The organism is Bacillus sp. FSL W8-1141, assembly GCF_038593205.1.
GTDB lineage: Bacteria > Bacillota > Bacilli > Bacillales > Bacillaceae > Bacillus > Bacillus altitudinis.
Window position 1 is genome coordinate 650,969 of the sequence record NZ_CP151973.1, and the last position, 19,497, is coordinate 670,465.

Below are 19,497 nucleotides of genomic sequence, written 5' to 3' on the forward strand. Positions count from 1 at the left end.
AAACCTTCTAAAATACATGAAATTGAAGCGTTCGGATGTGAGTCTGGGCGCTTCAAAAGCGTGATTTACACTGAGAGCAGGTTTTCTCCTCTCATTTTTTCTGTGCGTTTATAAAAACTATATTGGACATAGAGGTGACACCATGACAAATTTAGTAAATGAAATGATTTTGGTTCTCGATTTCGGTAGTCAGTACAATCAGCTGATCACTCGCCGTATTCGTGAATTTGGTGTGTACAGTGAGCTTCATCCGCACACTTTAACTGCTGAAGAAATTAAAGAAATGGCGCCGAAAGGAATCATCCTTTCTGGTGGACCAAACAGTGTATATGATGAAGGATCTTTCCGTTGTGACGAAAAGATTTTTGATCTAGGCATTCCAGTTCTAGGCATTTGCTACGGCATGCAGCTGATGACTCACTATTTAGGTGGGAAAGTAGAAGCGGCAAGCCAGCGTGAATATGGAAAAGCAGACATTCATATTAACGGAACACCTGCTTTATTCAAAGACCTTCCAACGGATCAAGTCGTTTGGATGAGCCATGGTGACCTTGTCGTTGAAGTACCAGAAGGCTTTACAGTTGATGCAACAAGTGCACATTGTCCAAACTCAGCGATGAGCTTAGCTGAGAAGAATTTCTATGGCGTTCAGTTCCACCCAGAGGTACGTCACTCTGAGTACGGAAATGATCTATTGAAGAACTTTGTCTTCGGCGTATGTGAGTGCGATGGCAAATGGTCAATGGAGAACTTCATTGAAATCGAAATGCAGAAAATCCGTGAAACAGTAGGCGACAAACAAGTATTGTGCGCACTAAGCGGCGGTGTAGATTCATCTGTTGTGGCTGTATTGATCCACAAAGCCATCGGTGATCAGCTGACATGTATTTTCGTTGACCACGGTCTTCTTCGCAAAGGCGAAGCAGAAGGGGTTATGAAAACATTTAGCGAAGGTTTCAACATGAACGTGATTAAAGTAGATGCGAAAGATCGCTTCTTAAACAAGCTAAAAGGTGTGTCTGATCCTGAGCAAAAACGTAAAATCATCGGTAACGAATTCATTTATGTATTCGATGACGAATCGGACAAGCTTAAAGGAATCGACTACTTAGCACAAGGAACACTTTACACAGACATCATTGAGAGTGGAACAGCAACGGCACAAACAATCAAATCTCACCACAACGTTGGCGGTCTTCCAGAAGACATGCAGTTTGAATTGATTGAGCCACTCAATACACTATTCAAGGATGAAGTTCGTGCTCTAGGGTCAGAGCTAGGTATTCCAGACGACATCGTATGGAGACAGCCATTCCCAGGTCCAGGACTAGGAATCCGTGTACTAGGTGAAATTTCTGAAGAAAAACTAGAAATCGTCCGTGAATCGGATGCGATTCTACGCGAAGAAATTGCCAACTTCGGCCTTGAGCGCGACATCTGGCAATACTTCACAGTTCTCCCAGACATCCGCAGCGTAGGTGTCATGGGTGACGCAAGAACATACGATTACACAATCGGTATCCGTGCTGTTACGTCTATTGACGGTATGACGAGTGACTGGGCAAGAATCCCTTGGGATGTACTTGAAAAGATCTCGACTCGTATCGTGAATGAAGTGAAGCATGTGAACCGCGTGGTGTATGATATTACGAGTAAGCCGCCTGCTACGATTGAGTGGGAATAGTTATAAAAGAGCTAGAAACCTTTGTGTATCAAGGGTTTCTAGCTCTTTTTTATGTTTAATTGCAGCACTTTTTCCTTCCATTTTATTGTATGAATTCATCATTCCATCCTTTACACACATCAATCCATTGTGTATAACCGGAGTGTTTTTCTAGTTGTTTGATTGTGAGTTCAATAGCACTGTTACTGCTGCCGCAGGCTGGATAGACTGTCTCAAAACGTTTGAGTGACATATCTAAATAAACAGAAACGCCATTCTTTATAGCAAAAGGACATACTCCGCCAATTTCATGACCGACCAAGTCAACGACCTCATGAGGAGGCAGCATTTTCGCTTTTGTTTTAAAATATTCTTTGAATTTTTTGTTATCAACTTTTGCATCGCCAGAGGTCACAACTAAAATAGCTTGTCCATTTACTAGAAAGGAGAGTGTTTTTGCGATTCTTTCAGGTTCGCAGCCCAATGCAGAAGCAGCTAAGTCTACGGTTGCGCTAGATACTGAAAATTCTTGAATTCGAGTATCCATCTCATATTGTTTAAAATAATCTTTTACTTTCTTGATTGACATGATGATGTCTCCTTTTTATTCGTATTGATTTGACATTTTCTTGATTTTGAAATTTTACTTTAAAGATAAGTGTCATACATTCTGCTCATTATGTTCTATTATTTAAACGATATTGATGTGGTGTTAGATGGTACTTTTTCTTAAATAAACGAATGAAATGCTCTACATTTTGATAACCAACGGCTCCCGAAATATGATCCACTTGTAAATTACTACCGGTTAGCATTTCGCAGGCTTTGTCCAATCTTATTTCTTGTCGAATCTCACGAAATGATTTGCCGAGTTTACGAGCTATATATTTAGACAGGTAAGATTGTGAAAGGTTAAATTCCTCTGCCATCTCCTGAATTGTTATATGCTCACAACATTGCTGAATATATTGAAGCATTTGAATCATACGTATATCACTATATTGTTTGACCTGAATGACGTTCATATGACTTGGTTTGAATCTTAATAAGAGACATAATAATATCTCAAACAAATTATTCATAATCAACTGGTAACTAGGAAATCGATTATGATTTTCTATAAATAGTTGAAGAGAGCAGTCTAGCAAATTTTTATCCAAGTGACTATGGAAAATAAGAATATGTTTATTTTCTTTTATATACAATGCATTCAAAAAGAACTCTGAAATGACATGATTTCCTTTTAACATTTTAAAAAACACTTTTTGAAAAGTACTTTTACGGATCATGATTTGTATTGCGATTGTATTCTCCATTACAAGTGGCTTGTGTATTGTGTCAGGTGGAATAAAGGCAATATCTCCTGATTTTAAAACGATTTTTTTATCTTCCACTTCTACATACATCTCATTTTCCAGAACATAGATCATCTCAAAGAAATCATGGATAGCCGACAATTGAGGCATAAAACGGCTATACTTTCTCACTTCGATATCTTTCTCCTGACCTAACCACATGGTATCCTCTTTTTCAAATTCGTTCTGCCCTTTTAGCAAAAATTCTTCTATATATATTTGCTTTTGCATGAAATTGTTTTGATCATAATCCTTCAAAAATAATTGCAATGATTGTTTGTCATGCTGTTTCTGTTGGTATTGTTGATAAAAGATTTCTTGTTCGTTATATTCTCTTAAAAATTGCATTGCTTCATGTTTTTCAAGTTTATCTGTTTCCATCTACATCCAAACCTCTAGTTTATTTACTGCAACCACCAGGGCCTTTACTGTTGCTTCAATAATATCTTTATCAATTCCAGCACCCCAATGCATTTTTCCTTGATTTGAAATACCAACCTGTGCACAGGCTTTTGCTTGAGAATCGTTGCCCAAAGAATTCTGTTCATAGACTTCCAAATCATACTCGAGATGAAAATGTGCTTTTAACGCATTACTGATTGCATCTAAACTTCCAGTGCCAGTTCCTTGTATGTCTATTTGCTGATGATCTCTCAGCAAAGTTAAGGTGACTTCTTGCTTCTCTCCTTTATGAAATTGATAATCAAGCAGCTGGAAATGAGGGTGAAAATCAACATACTGTTCTTCAAAAACATGATATATTTCTTCGACAGACAATTCCCTATTTGTCTGATCAGATACTTTCTTCGCTGCATATCCCATGGCTTCATTCATTTGATAAGGAAGTTGAATGCCATAATTTGTTTCTAGGATATAGCCTATGCCGCCTTTTCCAGACTGGCTATTGATTCGAATTACATCCGTTTGATAATTCCTCCCCAAGTCAACTGGATCTACTGGGATATACGGAACGTCCCATTTATCAACATGATGTTCCTTTCTATATTTCATACCTTTAGATATCGCATCTTGATGTGACCCAGAGAATGCGGTGAAAACCATCTCACCAGAATATGGCTGTCTCTCATGAACAGTGATTTTTGTTAGTTTTTCATATTTTTTACGAATCGCTTCTAGGTTATTGAAATTCAATTGTGGATCATAACCTTGTGAATACATATTCATCGCCAAGGTAATCAAGTCTACGTTCCCTGTACGTTCACCGATACCAAATAATGTCCCTTCGACTCTTTCTGCACCAGCTAGCACACCAAATTCTGCATCACTCACCCCAGAGCCACGGTCATTATGAGGGTGAACAGATAATGTCACACTGTCTCGGTAAGACAAATTTTTGTGTATATACTCAATCTGACTTGCAAAGATATGAGGCATTGAATATTCAACTGTTGTCGGAATATTGATGATCGCTTTATGATGTGGTGTCGGTTTCCAAATATCTAAAACACTATTACAAATATCTAATGCATAATCCACTTCTGTTCCTGGAAAGCTTTCAGGACTATATTGAAAATAAATGTTACTTTTTGTTTTTTCGGCCAGTTCTTTTACTAAAATAGCGCCATCAATGGCAATTTGTTTAATTTCATCTTTTGTTTTCTTAAATACTTGTCTGCGCTGCGCTTCTGACGTCGAATTATATAAATGAACAATCGCTTTCGGTACCCCCTTAATGGCTTCGAAGGTTCGGCGGATAATATGCTCTCTCGCTTGCGTGATCACCATAATCGTGACATCGTCTGGAATCATATGATGATCAATCAGTGTCCGTAATAGCTTAAACTCCGTATCATTAGCAGCTGGAAATGCGATTTCAATTTCTTTAAAACCTATCTCTACTAGTAACTGAAACATTTCCAATTTCTCTTCTAAGTTCATAGGAATAGGTAATGCTTGATTTCCATCCCGCAAGTCCACACTGCACCATATCGGAGCACTTTCTAATGTTTCTTTCTTCACCCAATCATAAGTAAGGTTCGGTGGCAAAAAGTATTTCTTTTCGTATTTTTTGTGGTTAAACATCATCGATTCCTCCTAGTAAATAGAATAAAAAAAGTCCTTCATCTCCAATATTTTCATTGGAGACGAAAGACTTCTTCTTACGCGGTACCACCCCTGTTTCATGATAACCATACATTATCATGCCCTTATTCGGATACAGATTGTTATATCTTATATCCTTCCCGTATAACGGCGGGGTGCCGACCTTAACTACATCAATCCTTTTCATTTCACTAAGGCTACTCTAAGGTGAGTTCCCTGCCTTTATGTTATTGCTTCTCATCAACCAGCAACTTTCTGAAAACATTTCGGCAAATACTATTCCTTATCATCGCATTCTCATTTTTCTGATTTTTTCTATTATACCAAGATGACAAAAAAGAGATAGTGGTAGGGATATTCTTTTTAATTGATTTTTTTTGTCCTACGGGTGTCCGATCTTTATTTTACTTCTGTTTTAATGGTGAAAGTGAATTCTAGAATAACTAGCGTGTTCTGCTAGAATTTGAAGCGGTAATTCATCTTTCAGATGTTAATGTTTCTTGAATCGTTTTCTCACGTTCTTGATAGGACAACCGAGCACCTTTTTACCTTAAGAGTTTAGTATATCGGAAATCATTTTTAAGAAACTTGACTTTTTGTGCTGTTGCAATATTAGAATGGCCCTTCTATTACGAGTTAGCGGTGTAATAGGTGACATTTCGCATAAGGAGAATATCCTAAGGTCAACAGTTATTCTAACTATAAAATGTCTTACAACAAATTATGAATAGTGTTTATATACCTTATGAAACGAATGTTGAGGAAAGTACATTCTCTGTTCTAAAAAGAATATTGGAGAAAAGTAGAGATAGATTTGTTTCTATCCTTCTTCGTTCTAATTCAGTAAAAGATGTACAACATTTTCGTACATGGTTATTAACAAGTATAGAAAATGGTGGTGCGTGATATTCACAATCCTGCAATCCTAGTATTTGGGGCGTTCCGTAAAAGTTTAGATAAAGCTGTGGAAATGCAATACTTAGAAATGAATATTTCTAAGAAGGACAGAGCAATACCAAAAGGTAAGGCAAATGTGTCGTATTGGACAAAAGAAGATTTTGAAAAAGTGATAAACCAAATTTATACAGAAGATTTTTTATGAACATTTGAATTTTGTAATACCGGGGGTCTAATATATTACCGGAATACGAGTGAATGAAGGCACTGCTTTACGTTGGAATGATGTCGATTTGAAAAATAAACGTTTGCGTGTCCATCATAATGAAAACGCGAAGTGAATGGAAAAGAAATTTTTTCGTAAAAATGGAAGATGGAAAGAGAATTATCGCTCTTGATGATACAATAAATATATTAACAATATGGCGAAATCGACAACTGGAGATAGGGTTAGGTAATTCAAATGACTTTATTTTTAGTTATGATGGATTGCCAATGATAAAATCGACAATAGACAGAAGTATTAAACATTATTCTCACTTCACAGGAGTAACAAAGATTGCGTCACTTCCATGCTTCATATTTAATCAATGAATTTAATGTTTCTGTTCTTGTGTTGTCACAACGTAAGGGGCATTCAAGTCCAGAGATTACTCTAAAACACTATTCCCACAGGATTGGGGCAGATACTGCACAAGCTGAGATGTTGGCAGGAAATATTTCAATTGAAACTGCTTTACAATCAAAAATTAAATTCAATGGAAACCAATCATTAAAAAAATGAATTAGAGAGGAAAATTCCATGTTAGATTTAATAAAGGATATTGAAAATGCTCTTCGTAATAAAAGCTACTTATCAGCGCTTGCACTATCTCTAACTTTACCTGATATTTGTGGGGAAATTGAATATCCTCAGTTCAAAAATAAAAATGGATACAGAAATGTTGGAGAACAGTATAAAACGTGGTTTGATAATTGGGTAAACCATTATTACGCTGATAATACATGGTGGACGGATGATTATAGTAAGGCGAAAAATCCTTATTTTACAGGGGAAATGTGTTATTCCTTACGTTGCTCTTTTTTACATGCTGGAAATTCAGCTATAAAAGGGTGGGGGGAGAATGAAGACGATGAACATCGTTATTACTACGAATTTAAGCTAGGGTTAGGTGGGGCAGATTCCTTTGGTTCTTCTTGGTCAAGTTCAGTTTGTAATAATGGAAAAATCATAAAGACAAAAAGTGTGACCATAAATATTGATAAATTGTGTGAGTATATTTGTTTAGCTGCTAAAACATATTACAAAGAAAAAGATGCTATTCATTTTAAAAAACATAATATTGATTTAATTGATTTTAATAGGTATCTTCAACAATGATAATCTGGTTTTTATAAGGTTTGCAATTTGCTTTCCCACCGAAATTACCACCAAATCATATTAGACAGTTAAGAAACCTTATTACTAAAGAAATTTCTGTTACTATGTATGATCGAGTGGGAGTAGTGCATATTTATAATTGTGTGTTGAGGCGAGTGTTAATCTATTGCAAATAGTTTTGCAATTCTCCACTAGTCAATTATATCTCTTGATATCCATCTCGATAAAAAACTTTTAAAGACACTTTCTCATTTGGGAGGTGTCTTTATTTATTGGTATCATAGTTTTTTTATGGGAGCTAATAAAAGTAACATAAGATCTGCTCATGCATTCTGTGTCTGATAATGAAAAAAATTAGGTATTTATATTTGATAGTTCAAAATCTATATTATTGAAAACATAATAAAATTTTCCTGATAAATAGTACCATTTTTTTGAAAATCCTGATATCATATAAATAAGAGAGAGCATATCAGGAGGAGCGCAATGATTGAAATTGACAACGGGGGAGCCATCGCACTAAAAGGATTTAACTATCAAAAAGCTTCCATCATACTTGTAATGATTCATAATTTTGAAAAAGATAATTTTATAGTCATACCTGAATCGCAAGAAGATTTTGAAATTCATCTTGGACAAGATACTTATTTTATACAAGTGAAAGGAACAAAAAAACTTTCCATAGGTAAGTTGAAGTCAAGGCCTAGCGGAAAAGCTTCAATCATAGAGAAAAATCTTTCTCCTGGTAATATTGGAGATATAAGGAAAATATTTCTCTGGGATATAGCGGAGTTAACAAAAAACGAATTGATAAGCCAAGAAGGAACGCTTATTCCTATGAAACACAGCCTTTCATTGAAACAAAAGACAGAGATTATAAACACTCTTGATTTAGATGAAGAACAGAAAAATAGAATGAACAATCAATATATATATATAACCCCTTTTCCAAACGATATAAATTTAGCTTTAACATTTTTAAAAGGAGAAATGGTTAATGAAAACTTGCTGGTTTCTAACGATCGAGCTAAATTAGTTTTAGGAGAACTATCATTGGAAATAGATCGTAAAAGTGAAATAGTAGTTTCTACTGAAAGTGATGTAGAAAGGAAAAAAATCGACGGGAATTATCTTAAGCAGGTATTCATTAATATTAAGCAAAAAGAGATGTTTGATGAAATTTTAGATAATCTCTCTATCAACACAATTATGAAAAAAAAAGTAAAGAAGGAGAAATTAAGAATACCACTCTTGTATCAAAATATTAAAGAGCAAACGAAGCAAAAGGCAGATATTAATTTACTTATGAGGGAGAATGATGAGGGTGCTATTAACTATCTCAGAGATCTATTGGTAGAGATAGTGCCAGATATGAAGCCTACAGAACTATCTATTGCTTTAGCAATAGACTGTTTTTGTGAGTTGGGAGAATAAAATCTATGATAATAATTGCTTTTTCTATTCTTGATTTTAAAAATAAAGAAGCACAAAATTTTGACTTTAAAGCTGGGACTAATCTAATTGTTAGTAAAGGAAATACCAAAGGTAAATCAAGTCTTTTAAAATCAATGTATTATACATTAGGATTTGATGTGCATCAATTTCCTAGTAACTGGAACATAAATTTTATGTATTTCCAAATAGAAGTCTTAATAAATAATGTTAAATATAATATAACTAGACAAAAAAATATTTTTAGAGTAAGTGATGTAGAAGTACCTTTGAATGTAAAAGAGTATTCAGAGTGGCTTCAACATAAACTTGAGATTAAAATGCAGTTAGCTAATACTCATACTAAGCACTTATACGAGGCATATTCTTCGGCAGTAATTTTACCATTTTACATAGATCAAGACGATTCTTGGGATGGCGGAATTTATAGAAATGTAACTAATACTCTGAATCAATATACTCGCATACCGGCAGATATTTTCAAAAGTGTTTTTAATCTCTCCAATTACGAACTTCTGGAGTTGCAAAATTCGCTTACTAATTATAGTAAAGAAAAGAATACGGTAGTGTCTACAATAAAGAGTTTATTAAATGTTTTGGAAGATTATAGACATGAAAACGCAGATGTCCCTACTGTTTCAAAAATTGATAAAATAGCCTTAAATAAAGATATCGATCGCTACTTGCAGATGCAAAATGAATTAAATGAACAAATAGTAAAATATAAAATGAAGCTATTAAACAAGCAAGAAATGTTGGATTTACAAAAGCAAGAATTGTCTGAATTAGAGCAGCTTTTAAAAATGAACAAAAAGAGATATAACTCTATTGAAACAGAATGTCAATATTGTCATTCTAAATTAACGAAAGAACAATCTTTAACAAGACTTGATTTATCGAATAATTATTTTGAAATATCGCTTTTGAAAGAGGAAATAGAAAAAGAAGTAGTAAAATTGACTAATGAAATTATAATATTCGAATCACAACAAAATTCTATTGAATCTAAAATTGATGAAATTCATCGTAGGATTCAAAATTCTAAAGATCTACTTACGATTGATGATTATGTAAAAGCAACTGCTAAAAAAGAAGCATCAAATGAATTGGAAAGTTTAGTTGATAAACAAGTTCTTTCTAAATATAATTTAGAAGAAAAAATTAAAGTATTAAGAAGGGAAATTAATAAACTGAAGAAAGAGAAAGAAAGTTTAAGAGAGATTATTGAGCGAGATTACACTGATTTGGTATTTGAAATAAAAAAAGTGTTAAATGATTTAAATGATACAAAGCTGGATTTATCTGAATTAAATCTGGATGAACTTAAATTTCTTGAATTTAAGAAAATATCGGGGAGTGGTATGGATAAAAATAAAAAATTTTTAGCTTACTATTTAATTTATTTTAGTTTGTTGAGAAAGTATAGCTCTTATATAATTCCCTTTTGTATGGATTCGTTTATTAAAAATGAAATTACGGGTGAGACTGCAAAAAAGATGTTTGAAGCAATAGAAAAATATTTTTTTGACACTAATCAGTCTTTCTTTTCAATCGTTTCTGAAAACCTTAAACATTTAGAGTTTGTAGATAGTTACAATAAGATTAATGTTGAGGGTAAGCTGTTGGTTAGAGATAAATATGATGAGATTGCTTTGAAATTCAAATTTGATAGTTAAAATTATTAAAGGGCCTTGAATGACATTTGATAGTTCAAACTTTCAAATGCCTGAAGAGAAAAATGATTATCCGAAAGAAATTAACTCATATAGAATTATGCACTTAATATTCTTAATTTTTTAGTAGAATACTCAATCCCTTGATTTTTTTGGAATATAATAACATTTCTCATCAGAAAACAACAAGGGGAAAAGCCAATTTCTTTACAGTAGGAGTTGGCTTTATTGTGCAGAAACTAAATTAAATATTATATGTTTTTTCGATCTTAACCATATGAAAGGATAAATAAACAAAGAGTTGATTGACTTCGTTCTTCGCTTCATAGATTGAGGAGTTGATTCAACTTTCCATTCTTTATCTTCTCCACAACACCACCGCAAGAACAAGCAAAATGACACATTGAATCGAAAGTAAAAGCATTTGTAATTCCACAGGCGTTTGCCCATTTGTGGTTTGATCCACGATATTATGAACGGCATGCCATAAGATCACCCATTGCAGACTGTTCGTGAGTGCAACGATTTCAGCTGCAACGAATCCAAATAAAAAGGCGAAAAGGATTTGTGCCACTGTTAATGTGAGGCTTTTTCCGCTTAGCAGATTCGCAGCATGACCAAGTCCGAATAGTACGGCGGAGCCCCATATGGCAGTGCTCAAGTTAATTTGTTTTAAATATTGAAACAGAATGCCTCGAAAGATTCCTTCTTCAAAAAGACCGACACACACCATGAAGAAACAAAGTGCTAGAAAGGAAGAAACAGTTAAATCCTTGTTGAATCCAGCAATAAACGGAATGGCCTCGATGATAAGGATCGGAAATATCCACATACCGAGAGAGCCTTTTCGAAAACCTATTTCTTTCAAGTGAAAACGACTTTTTTGAATAATGAATAGAAGTAAAAGACACCCAGCTAGCATGGCGCAGCCATTGATGAGATAGATGGTCATCGGGTCGGTTACTTCTTTGATGGATAAATAGACACCTGCACTTGTTGGAATGATTAAAGAAAAGAGCAGTAGAAGTACTGATTTTCGAATGATTGTGATTGGTTTCATGTGTTGATTCCTCCTCTAACCTCAGAGTAGTGGAATCATGCAGAAGTCACAATGAAATCTTCCTAACATGTCAATTTTTAGCCCTAAGATGCGCTTTAAGATGTTGTTCGTTTCTTTCGCTGCTGTAAAAGTTCGTTGATTTCCTCAGCGGTTGCTTGATCTTTTTTATACAATAGGTACTTGATCACAAAGAATAAAGCCATGACCACAAGGAAATTCACGATAAACGAAAGGGGGCTGATTTCACCGCTCACAATAATGATGATTGTTATAATCATACACATCACAAGGACGATATATAGAATTTGTTGAAAAAGAATCCGTTTATGGCTGTACGTTTGTTTTGGGTATAGCAAGAAGGTCAGGGCGCTTGAAAAAAAGGAACTGAACATGATGGCTTGTAAAATATAGATGGGCATCGTTCCAAACGTGAAACAGTAAATCAATACGAGTGCAGTAAAGATCATACAAAATGTGATCAAAAGATTTGTGATATAACGTTTCATCCTGTTCACTTCCTCCGTAATCCAAGCTTCTCTTTTAATGCTTGGATATAAAAACGTGAAATCATTACTTTTTCTTTATTTGTAAGGCTTGCTTCAAAACGGCCACTCGTTTTAGGAGAAATAGCGGCAATAGAATCTATATTCAGAATCATCGATTTTGAAATCCTGACATAATCGTGCGCTTCAAGCCGTTCTTCAAGTTCAAATAACTTTTCCTTTAAGAGAAACACTCCATCTGACGTATACAAGAACGATCTTTTATCAACGCTTTCTATATATAAAATGTCGTGATAATAGACCTTTTTCACTCTTTCTTTCGTTGGTTCTTGTGCTAAGAAATAGGGGGCTGACTGCTCCACTTGCTGGACAAGTTTTTCAACCGCCGGATTGAGTTCATAAATGTGAAAAGAAACATACTCTGGTTGCGGCTTTTGGATGAAATGAATATCCGTTTTCATTTGTTTCTCCTCTGTTTAATAGGATTTTTCGTAATCTCTCTTCAAAATCGAATACATATACACATCATCGAATCCCTTCTGACCCAATTCATACTCTCTTAATAAACCCTCTTGTACAAAATGTATCTTCTCCAATAATTGAACAGAAGACGTATTTGCTGGATCAATGATCGCTTCAATCCGATTCAAGTTCATCTCCTGCAATCCATACCGCAACACCGCAGTAATCGCTTCCTTCATGATGCCTTTTCGCCAATGATCTTGGTGTAATTCATAGCCAATTTCCGTACGGCGGTGCTGTTTTTCTAGATTGAGAAAGCCGCAGCTGCCGATGATGGCTGGATTTTCTTTTAGAGAAATGCCCCAGCGGATGCCTGTTTGTTCTTTGAAGATATTGTCATACCATTTGATTTCCCCTTTTGTGTCCTCGATGGTTTCATGTGCATCAATGCCCATGTAGCGGCACACGGTTTCATTGGATAAATAGATGTGCATATCCTCAGCATCTGCGATTGTCGCTTGTTTTAAGATTAGTCTTTCAGTCTGTATCGTTGGAAATGATTGTGGAAAAGTAATTTTGTTCATGCATTTATCCCCCATGTGATGTCTTTTGTTCTGTACATGCCTTACAATAAAAAACCCCTTCATTTCTTAGCCAAGCCTTTACTTCTGTCATTCCTCGTCTCTTTGGATAGACCAGCTTAACGTACACTTCTTCGTTACCTTCTATTTTCTTTTGGCAGCTAGCACAAGCAGGTTCTTCAAATAGAAACAATCAATATCCTCCTTTTTGTAGATATTTCTTCCATTATATCAAAAGTTCAATACGATCTTTGCGGCCTATTCTTCACTTTCTCTATTTTTGTCCGACATATGTTGAGTAAAAGAAATTTTTGTTTGTTGAAACCGTTTGTGAGAAAGCTTGCTCTAACAGGTGTAGGAGGTGTGAATGAGATGAAACAAGTGCGTCTAATTAAAAAAGCACAAAAAGGGAATGTCCCGGCATTTGAGACATTAATGCTGATGTATCAAGAGCGTTTATATAAAACGGCTTTTCTCTACACAAGAAATAAAGAGGATTCGTTAGATGCTGTTCAGGAGACGGTCATTAAAGCATTTAAACATTTATCTGGATTAAAAGAACCGGCTTATTTTTCTACATGGCTGACTAGGATCTTGATTCATACGATTTTTGCGATGAAGAAAAAGCAGCAAGATGTTGTTCCGTTTGAACAGCATCATGAGAGCGTTGAGCGGCATGATTTTTTGGAAGACAAGCTCGATTTAAAAAATGCACTTGATGTGTTAGATGAGCAATATCAGCTCGTGATTCAGCTATTTTATTTTCAAGATTATTCGATTTCAATGATTTCTGAACAGATGGGTGTGCCCGAAGGAACGGTCAAAACTCATTTGTATCGAGCAAGAAAGTTATTAAAGCAAACATTGGAGAAGGAGGAGAGTGTCGATGGAACAAAAGGAAATGAAAAAGCTTTATGAAGAGATTGATGTACCAAAGGTTGAATTGACCTCTGCGGTTCGCCAAGCAATGGGAGATGTGAAAGCGGAAAAGAAAAGACGTTGGTTCATATGGAATTGGAGAACGCCAATATATTCTGCCATCGTACTAATCCTTCTTTATTTTTCATCCGGCTTCCTTTTTCCTTCTCTTAATACAGCGATGGCTCGAGTGCCGTTTGTTGGACAGTTATATATGATGTTTCACGATAAAGTAGGAATGTCTCTTTTTCAGAGTGAGTTGGTGAAGCATGTCAATGAGGGGGCTGAATCAAGAGGGGTTACTGTGAAAGTGAACAGTGTGTATTATGATGCAGGGCGGCTTGTTTATACGTTTACTGTGGAGAATTTCCATACAAATGAAGATTTTATACCGATCAACATTGATTCAGATCAGATCAATGAAAATTTCCAACCAGATACAAGGGGTCCAGAGTTGAAAAAACTAAAAGATGGTCGATATGCTGGACGAATAGAATTCTTTACAAATGGACAAATGATTAAGCAAGGTCAAAAAGCACAACTCGTGATTTCGAAAATTGGAGATATTGTAGGGAATTGGCGATTTGAGTTGCCTGTGGTTAAGCAAAAAACCATCTTATTAGCAGGACAAAAAGAAGTATCTATTTTAAATGGACGTTATCAATTGAAAGATATCAAGGTGGAAAATGGAGTGAATTCCTCTGTGATTCAATATGCGATTGATTACAATGGTATCGCAAAAGACGATGAAGTTTTAATAGATAGAATGAGAGATAATTTAGGAAATAAGTACAGACTTGAGACTGGGACAAGATTTGAGGAAAAACAACTTTCAAACAAAAAAACTAGGATAAATCATATGACAATCTTAAATCAGCCAATCGATCCAAAGGCAACAGAACTAACATTTTTTACTACTTTATGGGTAGAACATGAAGAAAGTAAAATCATTCCCCTCCAGACGAAGCTGCCTATTCAGTTCAAGACAAAGCATTATGGGATTGGGATTAAAATTAATAAAATTGAGCAAAAAGGCCGTTCTGTGATAGTAGATTATCAATTTACTGGAGTAGGCCAGAAAGAATTAGATGAAGGTGTGATGAAGAATGCAGGGGAATGGATAGGATTAGGCGATGTTAAAAAGATGAAATCATGGTCAGACCCTGAAGCAGATTATGAGAACGGATATTATTTGAAAGGGAACAATGCAAAGGTGACCAATTTAAAGACAGCTTCTATGCAATCCACCTTTGATTTTGATGTGAAGGAGTTAGACAAATTATCATTAAACCATTTTTCATTTAAGGATTATGGGCTGTATCTTGATCTGTCAAATCTGAATCTGTTGGCACCACAAAAAGATATAACGGTAACCATTCCAGTCAAAAAAGAAACATCAAAAGCTAATCGATAAATAAGAAAGCGAACATAATTACACATGTTCGCTTTTTATCTGTTGATTCGCCAGTCGATGACGATTGAACGAGTACCGAATCAACATCAACGCAACAAAACTGGCTAGCCCGCCTATCCAACTTAAATTCGTTACATTTGTATATTGAATAATCAGACCACCCATTGACGAGCCAAGCATCATGCCGATATTCATAATCGCTGTATTAAAGCTCAGCACAGTTTCTGATGTTTCGGGTTTTAGGGAGATGAGATAAAATTGCTTCGCTGGTGTTGTTGTCCATGTGGCGGTGCCCCAAATGGCGAGCGTGATGAAGACGCCAACTACAGAAAATTGTGTAAAAGATAATGCAAAGAGCATGAGCATCTGAACCGTGATGCTGATTGAAATGGTTCGGTTTGGTCCCCATTGATCGACAGCGTATCCGCCAAAGCGTGATCCGATAAAAGCAGAAATCCCTAAGACGAGCAAGGCAATGCTTGTCATTTCGAGCGTAAATCCGGATGTCTGTCGCAATAATGGCGAAATGTAGGCAAATACCATTGTGTAACCTAAAATCCAAAAGGCAGTCGTGGCTAAGCCGCTTAACACCCTACGGTCTTGAAGAATTTGCATTTGCTGTTTGAATGGCACATGGGAATGTCCCTCCATAGGCGGTAATAATCGATACAGAAGAAACAAGAGACAAGCGGTTCCTATTGCAATGATGAGAAAAATGGCATGCCAATCTACATATCCTGCTAAAAATGTTCCAATCGGTACACCGAGTACTAGTGAAACTGTAAATCCAGTGATCACGGTTGCCATCGCACTTCCCTTTTTTTCTGGCGGGGCGAGCTGCGCTGCATAATTTGTTGCGAGTACAATATATAAGCCGCCACTCATGGCCATGATGACCCGTGAGAGCATGAGCAGCATAAAGTGATGGCTAAAAAAGGCGAGCACATTCCCTGCTATAAACATGGAAATCGCCGATAAAAGAACCTTTTTTCGATTCAATTTCGATGTGGCCATGACTAAAAAGAGGGCACCCACGGCATAAAAAAGAGAATAGATGGTGATGAGCTGTCCCGCAACCGGGATGGAGATACGCAGATCGTCAGAAATGATGTCCAGTATGCCTGATACGACGAATTCTGAAGTACCTGTGACGAAAGAACCGACGGCTAAAAGAAATATGAGCAATGGATAAGATGTACTTTTCATTTTGAACCCTTCCTTTATGTTGAAACGTTGTATTCATTTTAAATTCCGTGCTAACATAAGTAAAATTGATGTTTTTCATGAAAGGGATGAGTGAATACTCATGAGCTTTGTTCGATTCGAGACGATGGCTAAGGTGGTCGAGCTAGGCAGTTTTACCGCTGCAGCTGAAGCATTAAATATGACACAGTCTGCCGTGAGTCATGCGGTGGCAAGTTTAGAGACGGAGTGGGGCGTGTCTTTATTCGTGCGTGACCGAAAAAAGGGCATTACGCTGACAGACATCGGTGAAACCCTTCTCCCGCATATAAGAGAAGTGCTAAATCGAGTAGAGAAAATTCAGCAGGAAATTGCGCTCACCAAAAATATTGAATCTGGCTTGATTCGGATTGGAACATTTGCCAGTGCATCCGCTTGTTTATTGCCTAAACTGCTTGTGAGCTATCAGAAAAAGCACCCAAAGATTGAATTTAAATTCTATGAGGGGACATATGAAGAAATATTGGAGTGGCTCGATTCTGGCATTATTGATGTTGGGTTTGTTGTAAAAGGTAAAGCGGATGAAGCGTTTGATCTATTGCCACTTATGAAAGATAAAATGGTAGTCGCCTATCACGAAAATCATCGTTTTAAGCAGCAGCCAATTGTAGACATGGAAGAATTAGCAGATGAACCGTTTATTATGCCAACTGGCATGTATCAGTCCCATGTAGAGGATATTTTTTCAGAGGCGCAAATCAAGCCGGCTATTTTATTTGAAGTGCATGATTGTACGACCATTGCCCGCATGGTTGGGGAAGGACTTGGTGTGACGATAGGTCCTGAGTTATTCCTAAAAACGCAGCAACTTGTGCAGATCAGTCATCTGAATGTATCGCATCATCGTGAGGTGGCGCTTGCCTGTCCATCGCTCACGCAAGCTTCTCCTGCTGTGAAGGCATTTTTCGATGTAGCAGAAACGGTTTTTGCCAGAATTCAGTGATGGGTGTATAAAGAACTAGATGTGATTTTCCAAATTCGTGTAATAAGACGAATGAAGCGGACATTTCTTTGAAAAATGTTCGCTTTTCGTATTGTGTTTTAAAAATGAAGTTGGTACAATAGACACAGAAATCAAATAGATAGAAGTCGTATAATGGCGGGGATATGGCCCGCAAGTTTCTACCAAGCTACCGTAAATGGCTTGACTACGTCAATTCACACTCGTTTGATATAAATCATGCATTGTTCTTGTTTGATGTCACGGTCTGAATTCACATTGTAGTCAAGCGTCCCAAAAACTGTTGGGGCGTTTTTTATTTGACTTGTGAATGGGGCAGACTAAAGCAAAAGGACATGAAGGGAGTCAGTTGGCTTTGAAACAGTTTTTTCAGTTTGATGAGTTAGGTACGAATTATCGCAGAGAGATCATCGGCGGTTTAACGACATTTTTGTCGATGGCTTACATCTTGTTTGTCAATCCGATCACACTTGCTTTAGTAGCAGTACCGGATTTTCCAGATAAATTACGAATTGATCAGGGGGCTGTCTTTACAGCTACGGCGTTAGCTTCTGCGGCAGGTTGTTTCCTGATGGGATTGATCGCCAGGTACCCGATTGCGATTGCACCGGGCATGGGACTGAATGCGTTCTTCGCTTTCTCAGTGGTTCTTGGTATGGGAATCTCATGGCAGGCAGCACTTTCCGGTGTGTTTGTTTCAGGATTGATTTTCGTTGCTCTTTCTTTAACAGGTTTCCGTGAAAAAATCATCAATGCTATTCCGAGTGAGCTGAAGCTGGCTGTTGGTGCAGGGATTGGTTTGTTCATTACATTTGTGGGTCTTCAAGGCTCCGGTATTATAGCCAATAACGATAATACGCTCGTTTCGATTGGAAACATTCATAGTGGTCCTGTATTGTTGACGGTATTTGGAATCGTTGTGACTGTCATTTTAATGGTTCTTCGAGTGAATGCAGGTGTCTTCATTGGGATGCTTGTGACAGCTATTGCTGGGATGATCCTTGGTCTTGTGCCAGTTCCATCTCAAATTGTAGATAGCATTCCAAGCTTGTCTCCAACTTTTGGTCAAGCCTTGATTCACTTGCCAGACATCTTCTCCATTCAAATGCTTGTGGTTATTTTAACGTTCCTATTCGTTGGGTTCTTTGATACAGCTGGTACACTTGTGGCTGTGGCAACGCAGGCTGGTTTAATGAAAAATAATGAGCTGCCGCGTGCAGGAAAAGCGCTTCTGGCGGATTCTTCTTCTATCGTCGTCGGTTCTGTTCTTGGTACATCAACGACGACGTCTTATGTTGAATCTAGTTCAGGTGTTGCTGCGGGTGCCCGTTCTGGTTTTGCAGCTGTCGTGACAGGTATTTTCTTCTTACTTGCGATGTTCTTCTCGCCGCTTTTATCTGTCGTGACACCGAATGTAACGGCACCTGCTTTAATCATTGTCGGTGCACTGATGGTAGCACCTCTTGCAAAGATCGCATGGGATCGTTTTGAAATTGCGGTACCGGCCTTCTTAACCATGATTATGATGCCACTCACATATAGTATTGCAACAGGGATTGCAATTGGTTTCATTTTCTACCCGATCACCATGATCTTTAAAGGAAAAGCAAAAGAAGTACATCCAATTATGTACGGACTGTTTGTCATCTTTATTCTATATTTTGCTTTCTTAAATCATTAATGGTTTGTCTGAAACAGCAGCTCATGGAGGCTGCTGTTTTTTGCAGGGAAATTTTAAAAACATAGTTGACTTATAGGAATTATGTGTTTATGATAAAAAGACATAATTCGCTGATTGGATCACCAAAGGCGCTTTGATTTCCTTTTTTCTATAGAAGGGTTCAGAGTGCCTTTTTTCTTGCATTCATTAT

17 protein-coding genes, 1 pseudogene, 1 riboswitch and 1 other annotated feature are annotated in these 19,497 nt (G+C 36.7%); of the genes and pseudogenes, 9 read left to right on the top strand and 9 right to left on the bottom strand.

Annotation, left to right across the window (positions count from 1 at the left end):
• The first annotated feature begins 142 nt into the window (after positions 1-142).
• The gene (gene guaA / locus NSQ52_RS03265) at positions 143-1,684 is read left to right on the top strand and encodes a glutamine-hydrolyzing GMP synthase (RefSeq protein ID WP_017366723.1); all 1,542 of its coding nucleotides are present in this window, start codon (positions 143-145) and stop codon (positions 1,682-1,684) included.
• 82 nt (positions 1,685-1,766) lie between these two features.
• Here guaA and NSQ52_RS03270 read toward each other — a convergent pair whose 3' ends face one another.
• From NSQ52_RS03270 to NSQ52_RS03280, 3 genes are all read right to left on the bottom strand, one after another.
• Positions 1,767-2,252, bottom strand: a complete 486-nt coding sequence (locus NSQ52_RS03270; protein ID WP_256689053.1) for a YbaK/EbsC family protein — start codon at positions 2,250-2,252, stop codon at positions 1,767-1,769.
• Positions 2,253-2,340: 88 nt separating this feature from the next.
• Positions 2,341-3,399 (bottom strand): helix-turn-helix domain-containing protein, encoded by a 1,059-nt coding sequence (locus NSQ52_RS03275; protein WP_342473911.1) that lies wholly within the window; start codon positions 3,397-3,399, stop codon positions 2,341-2,343.
• On the bottom strand, positions 3,400-5,061 hold the full coding sequence (locus NSQ52_RS03280; RefSeq protein WP_342473912.1) for a 2-isopropylmalate synthase: 1,662 nt from the start codon (positions 5,059-5,061) through the stop codon (positions 3,400-3,402).
• 55 nt (positions 5,062-5,116) lie between these two features.
• Positions 5,117-5,381, bottom strand: a binding site (T-box leader).
• 371 nt (positions 5,382-5,752) lie between these two features.
• On the opposite strand from NSQ52_RS03280, the pseudogene NSQ52_RS03285 reads away from it, so the two are divergent.
• The 4 genes and pseudogenes from NSQ52_RS03285 to lmuB form a co-directional block, all read left to right on the top strand.
• Positions 5,753-6,763, top strand: a pseudogene (locus NSQ52_RS03285) (tyrosine-type recombinase/integrase); the annotation flags it as partial.
• 18 nt (positions 6,764-6,781) lie between these two features.
• A complete protein-coding gene (locus NSQ52_RS03290; RefSeq protein ID WP_342473913.1) occupies positions 6,782-7,360 on the top strand; it encodes a hypothetical protein in 579 nt (192 codons plus the stop codon).
• A 486-nt stretch (positions 7,361-7,846) separates the two neighbouring features.
• Complete coding sequence (gene lmuA / locus NSQ52_RS03295; RefSeq protein WP_342473914.1) at positions 7,847-8,794, top strand: Lamassu anti-phage system protein LmuA; 948 nt, start codon at positions 7,847-7,849, stop codon at positions 8,792-8,794.
• A gap of 5 nt (positions 8,795-8,799) precedes the next feature.
• Positions 8,800-10,488, top strand: coding sequence for a Lamassu anti-phage system protein LmuB (gene lmuB / locus NSQ52_RS03300; protein WP_056408233.1), 1,689 nt, complete (start codon positions 8,800-8,802; stop codon positions 10,486-10,488).
• A 355-nt stretch (positions 10,489-10,843) separates the two neighbouring features.
• On the opposite strand, the gene NSQ52_RS03305 is transcribed toward lmuB, so the two are convergent.
• From NSQ52_RS03305 to NSQ52_RS03325, 5 genes are all read right to left on the bottom strand, one after another.
• Positions 10,844-11,545, bottom strand: a complete 702-nt coding sequence (locus NSQ52_RS03305; RefSeq protein WP_342473915.1) for a CPBP family intramembrane glutamic endopeptidase — start codon at positions 11,543-11,545, stop codon at positions 10,844-10,846.
• A gap of 95 nt (positions 11,546-11,640) precedes the next feature.
• Positions 11,641-12,051: a hypothetical protein gene (locus NSQ52_RS03310; RefSeq protein WP_342473916.1), complete on the bottom strand. Its 411-nt coding sequence runs from the start codon at positions 12,049-12,051 to the stop codon at positions 11,641-11,643.
• 5 nt (positions 12,052-12,056) lie between these two features.
• Positions 12,057-12,509: a LytTR family DNA-binding domain-containing protein gene (locus NSQ52_RS03315; RefSeq protein WP_157292997.1), complete on the bottom strand. Its 453-nt coding sequence runs from the start codon at positions 12,507-12,509 to the stop codon at positions 12,057-12,059.
• Between the two features lie 15 nt (positions 12,510-12,524).
• A complete protein-coding gene (locus NSQ52_RS03320; protein WP_342473917.1) occupies positions 12,525-13,094 on the bottom strand; it encodes a GNAT family protein in 570 nt (189 codons plus the stop codon).
• A gap of 4 nt (positions 13,095-13,098) precedes the next feature.
• Complete coding sequence (locus NSQ52_RS03325) at positions 13,099-13,284, bottom strand: hypothetical protein (RefSeq protein WP_047946428.1); 186 nt, start codon at positions 13,282-13,284, stop codon at positions 13,099-13,101.
• Between the two features lie 179 nt (positions 13,285-13,463).
• Here NSQ52_RS03325 and NSQ52_RS03330 point away from each other — a divergent pair, with 179 nt between their 5' ends.
• Together NSQ52_RS03330 and NSQ52_RS03335 are read left to right on the top strand one after the other, a co-directional pair.
• The gene (locus tag NSQ52_RS03330) at positions 13,464-14,009 is read left to right on the top strand and encodes a sigma-70 family RNA polymerase sigma factor (protein ID WP_268418041.1); all 546 of its coding nucleotides are present in this window, start codon (positions 13,464-13,466) and stop codon (positions 14,007-14,009) included.
• Positions 13,978-15,423, top strand: a complete 1,446-nt coding sequence (locus NSQ52_RS03335; RefSeq protein ID WP_342473918.1) for a DUF4179 domain-containing protein — start codon at positions 13,978-13,980, stop codon at positions 15,421-15,423. The genes NSQ52_RS03330 and NSQ52_RS03335 overlap by 32 nt, the downstream gene beginning before the upstream one ends.
• Positions 15,424-15,441: 18 nt before the next feature.
• Here the strand turns inward: NSQ52_RS03335 and NSQ52_RS03340 are convergent, their stop codons facing one another.
• On the bottom strand, positions 15,442-16,629 hold the full coding sequence (locus NSQ52_RS03340; RefSeq protein WP_342473919.1) for an MFS transporter: 1,188 nt from the start codon (positions 16,627-16,629) through the stop codon (positions 15,442-15,444).
• A gap of 100 nt (positions 16,630-16,729) precedes the next feature.
• On the opposite strand from NSQ52_RS03340, the gene NSQ52_RS03345 reads away from it, so the two are divergent.
• Together NSQ52_RS03345 and NSQ52_RS03350 are read left to right on the top strand one after the other, a co-directional pair.
• Positions 16,730-17,608, top strand: coding sequence for a LysR family transcriptional regulator (locus NSQ52_RS03345; RefSeq protein WP_342473920.1), 879 nt, complete (start codon positions 16,730-16,732; stop codon positions 17,606-17,608).
• Positions 17,609-17,734: 126 nt separating this feature from the next.
• Positions 17,735-17,836: riboswitch (purine riboswitch) on the top strand.
• Between the two features lie 145 nt (positions 17,837-17,981).
• Complete coding sequence (locus tag NSQ52_RS03350; RefSeq protein WP_035703624.1) at positions 17,982-19,307, top strand: NCS2 family permease; 1,326 nt, start codon at positions 17,982-17,984, stop codon at positions 19,305-19,307.
• Positions 19,308-19,497: the final 190 nt, after the last annotated feature.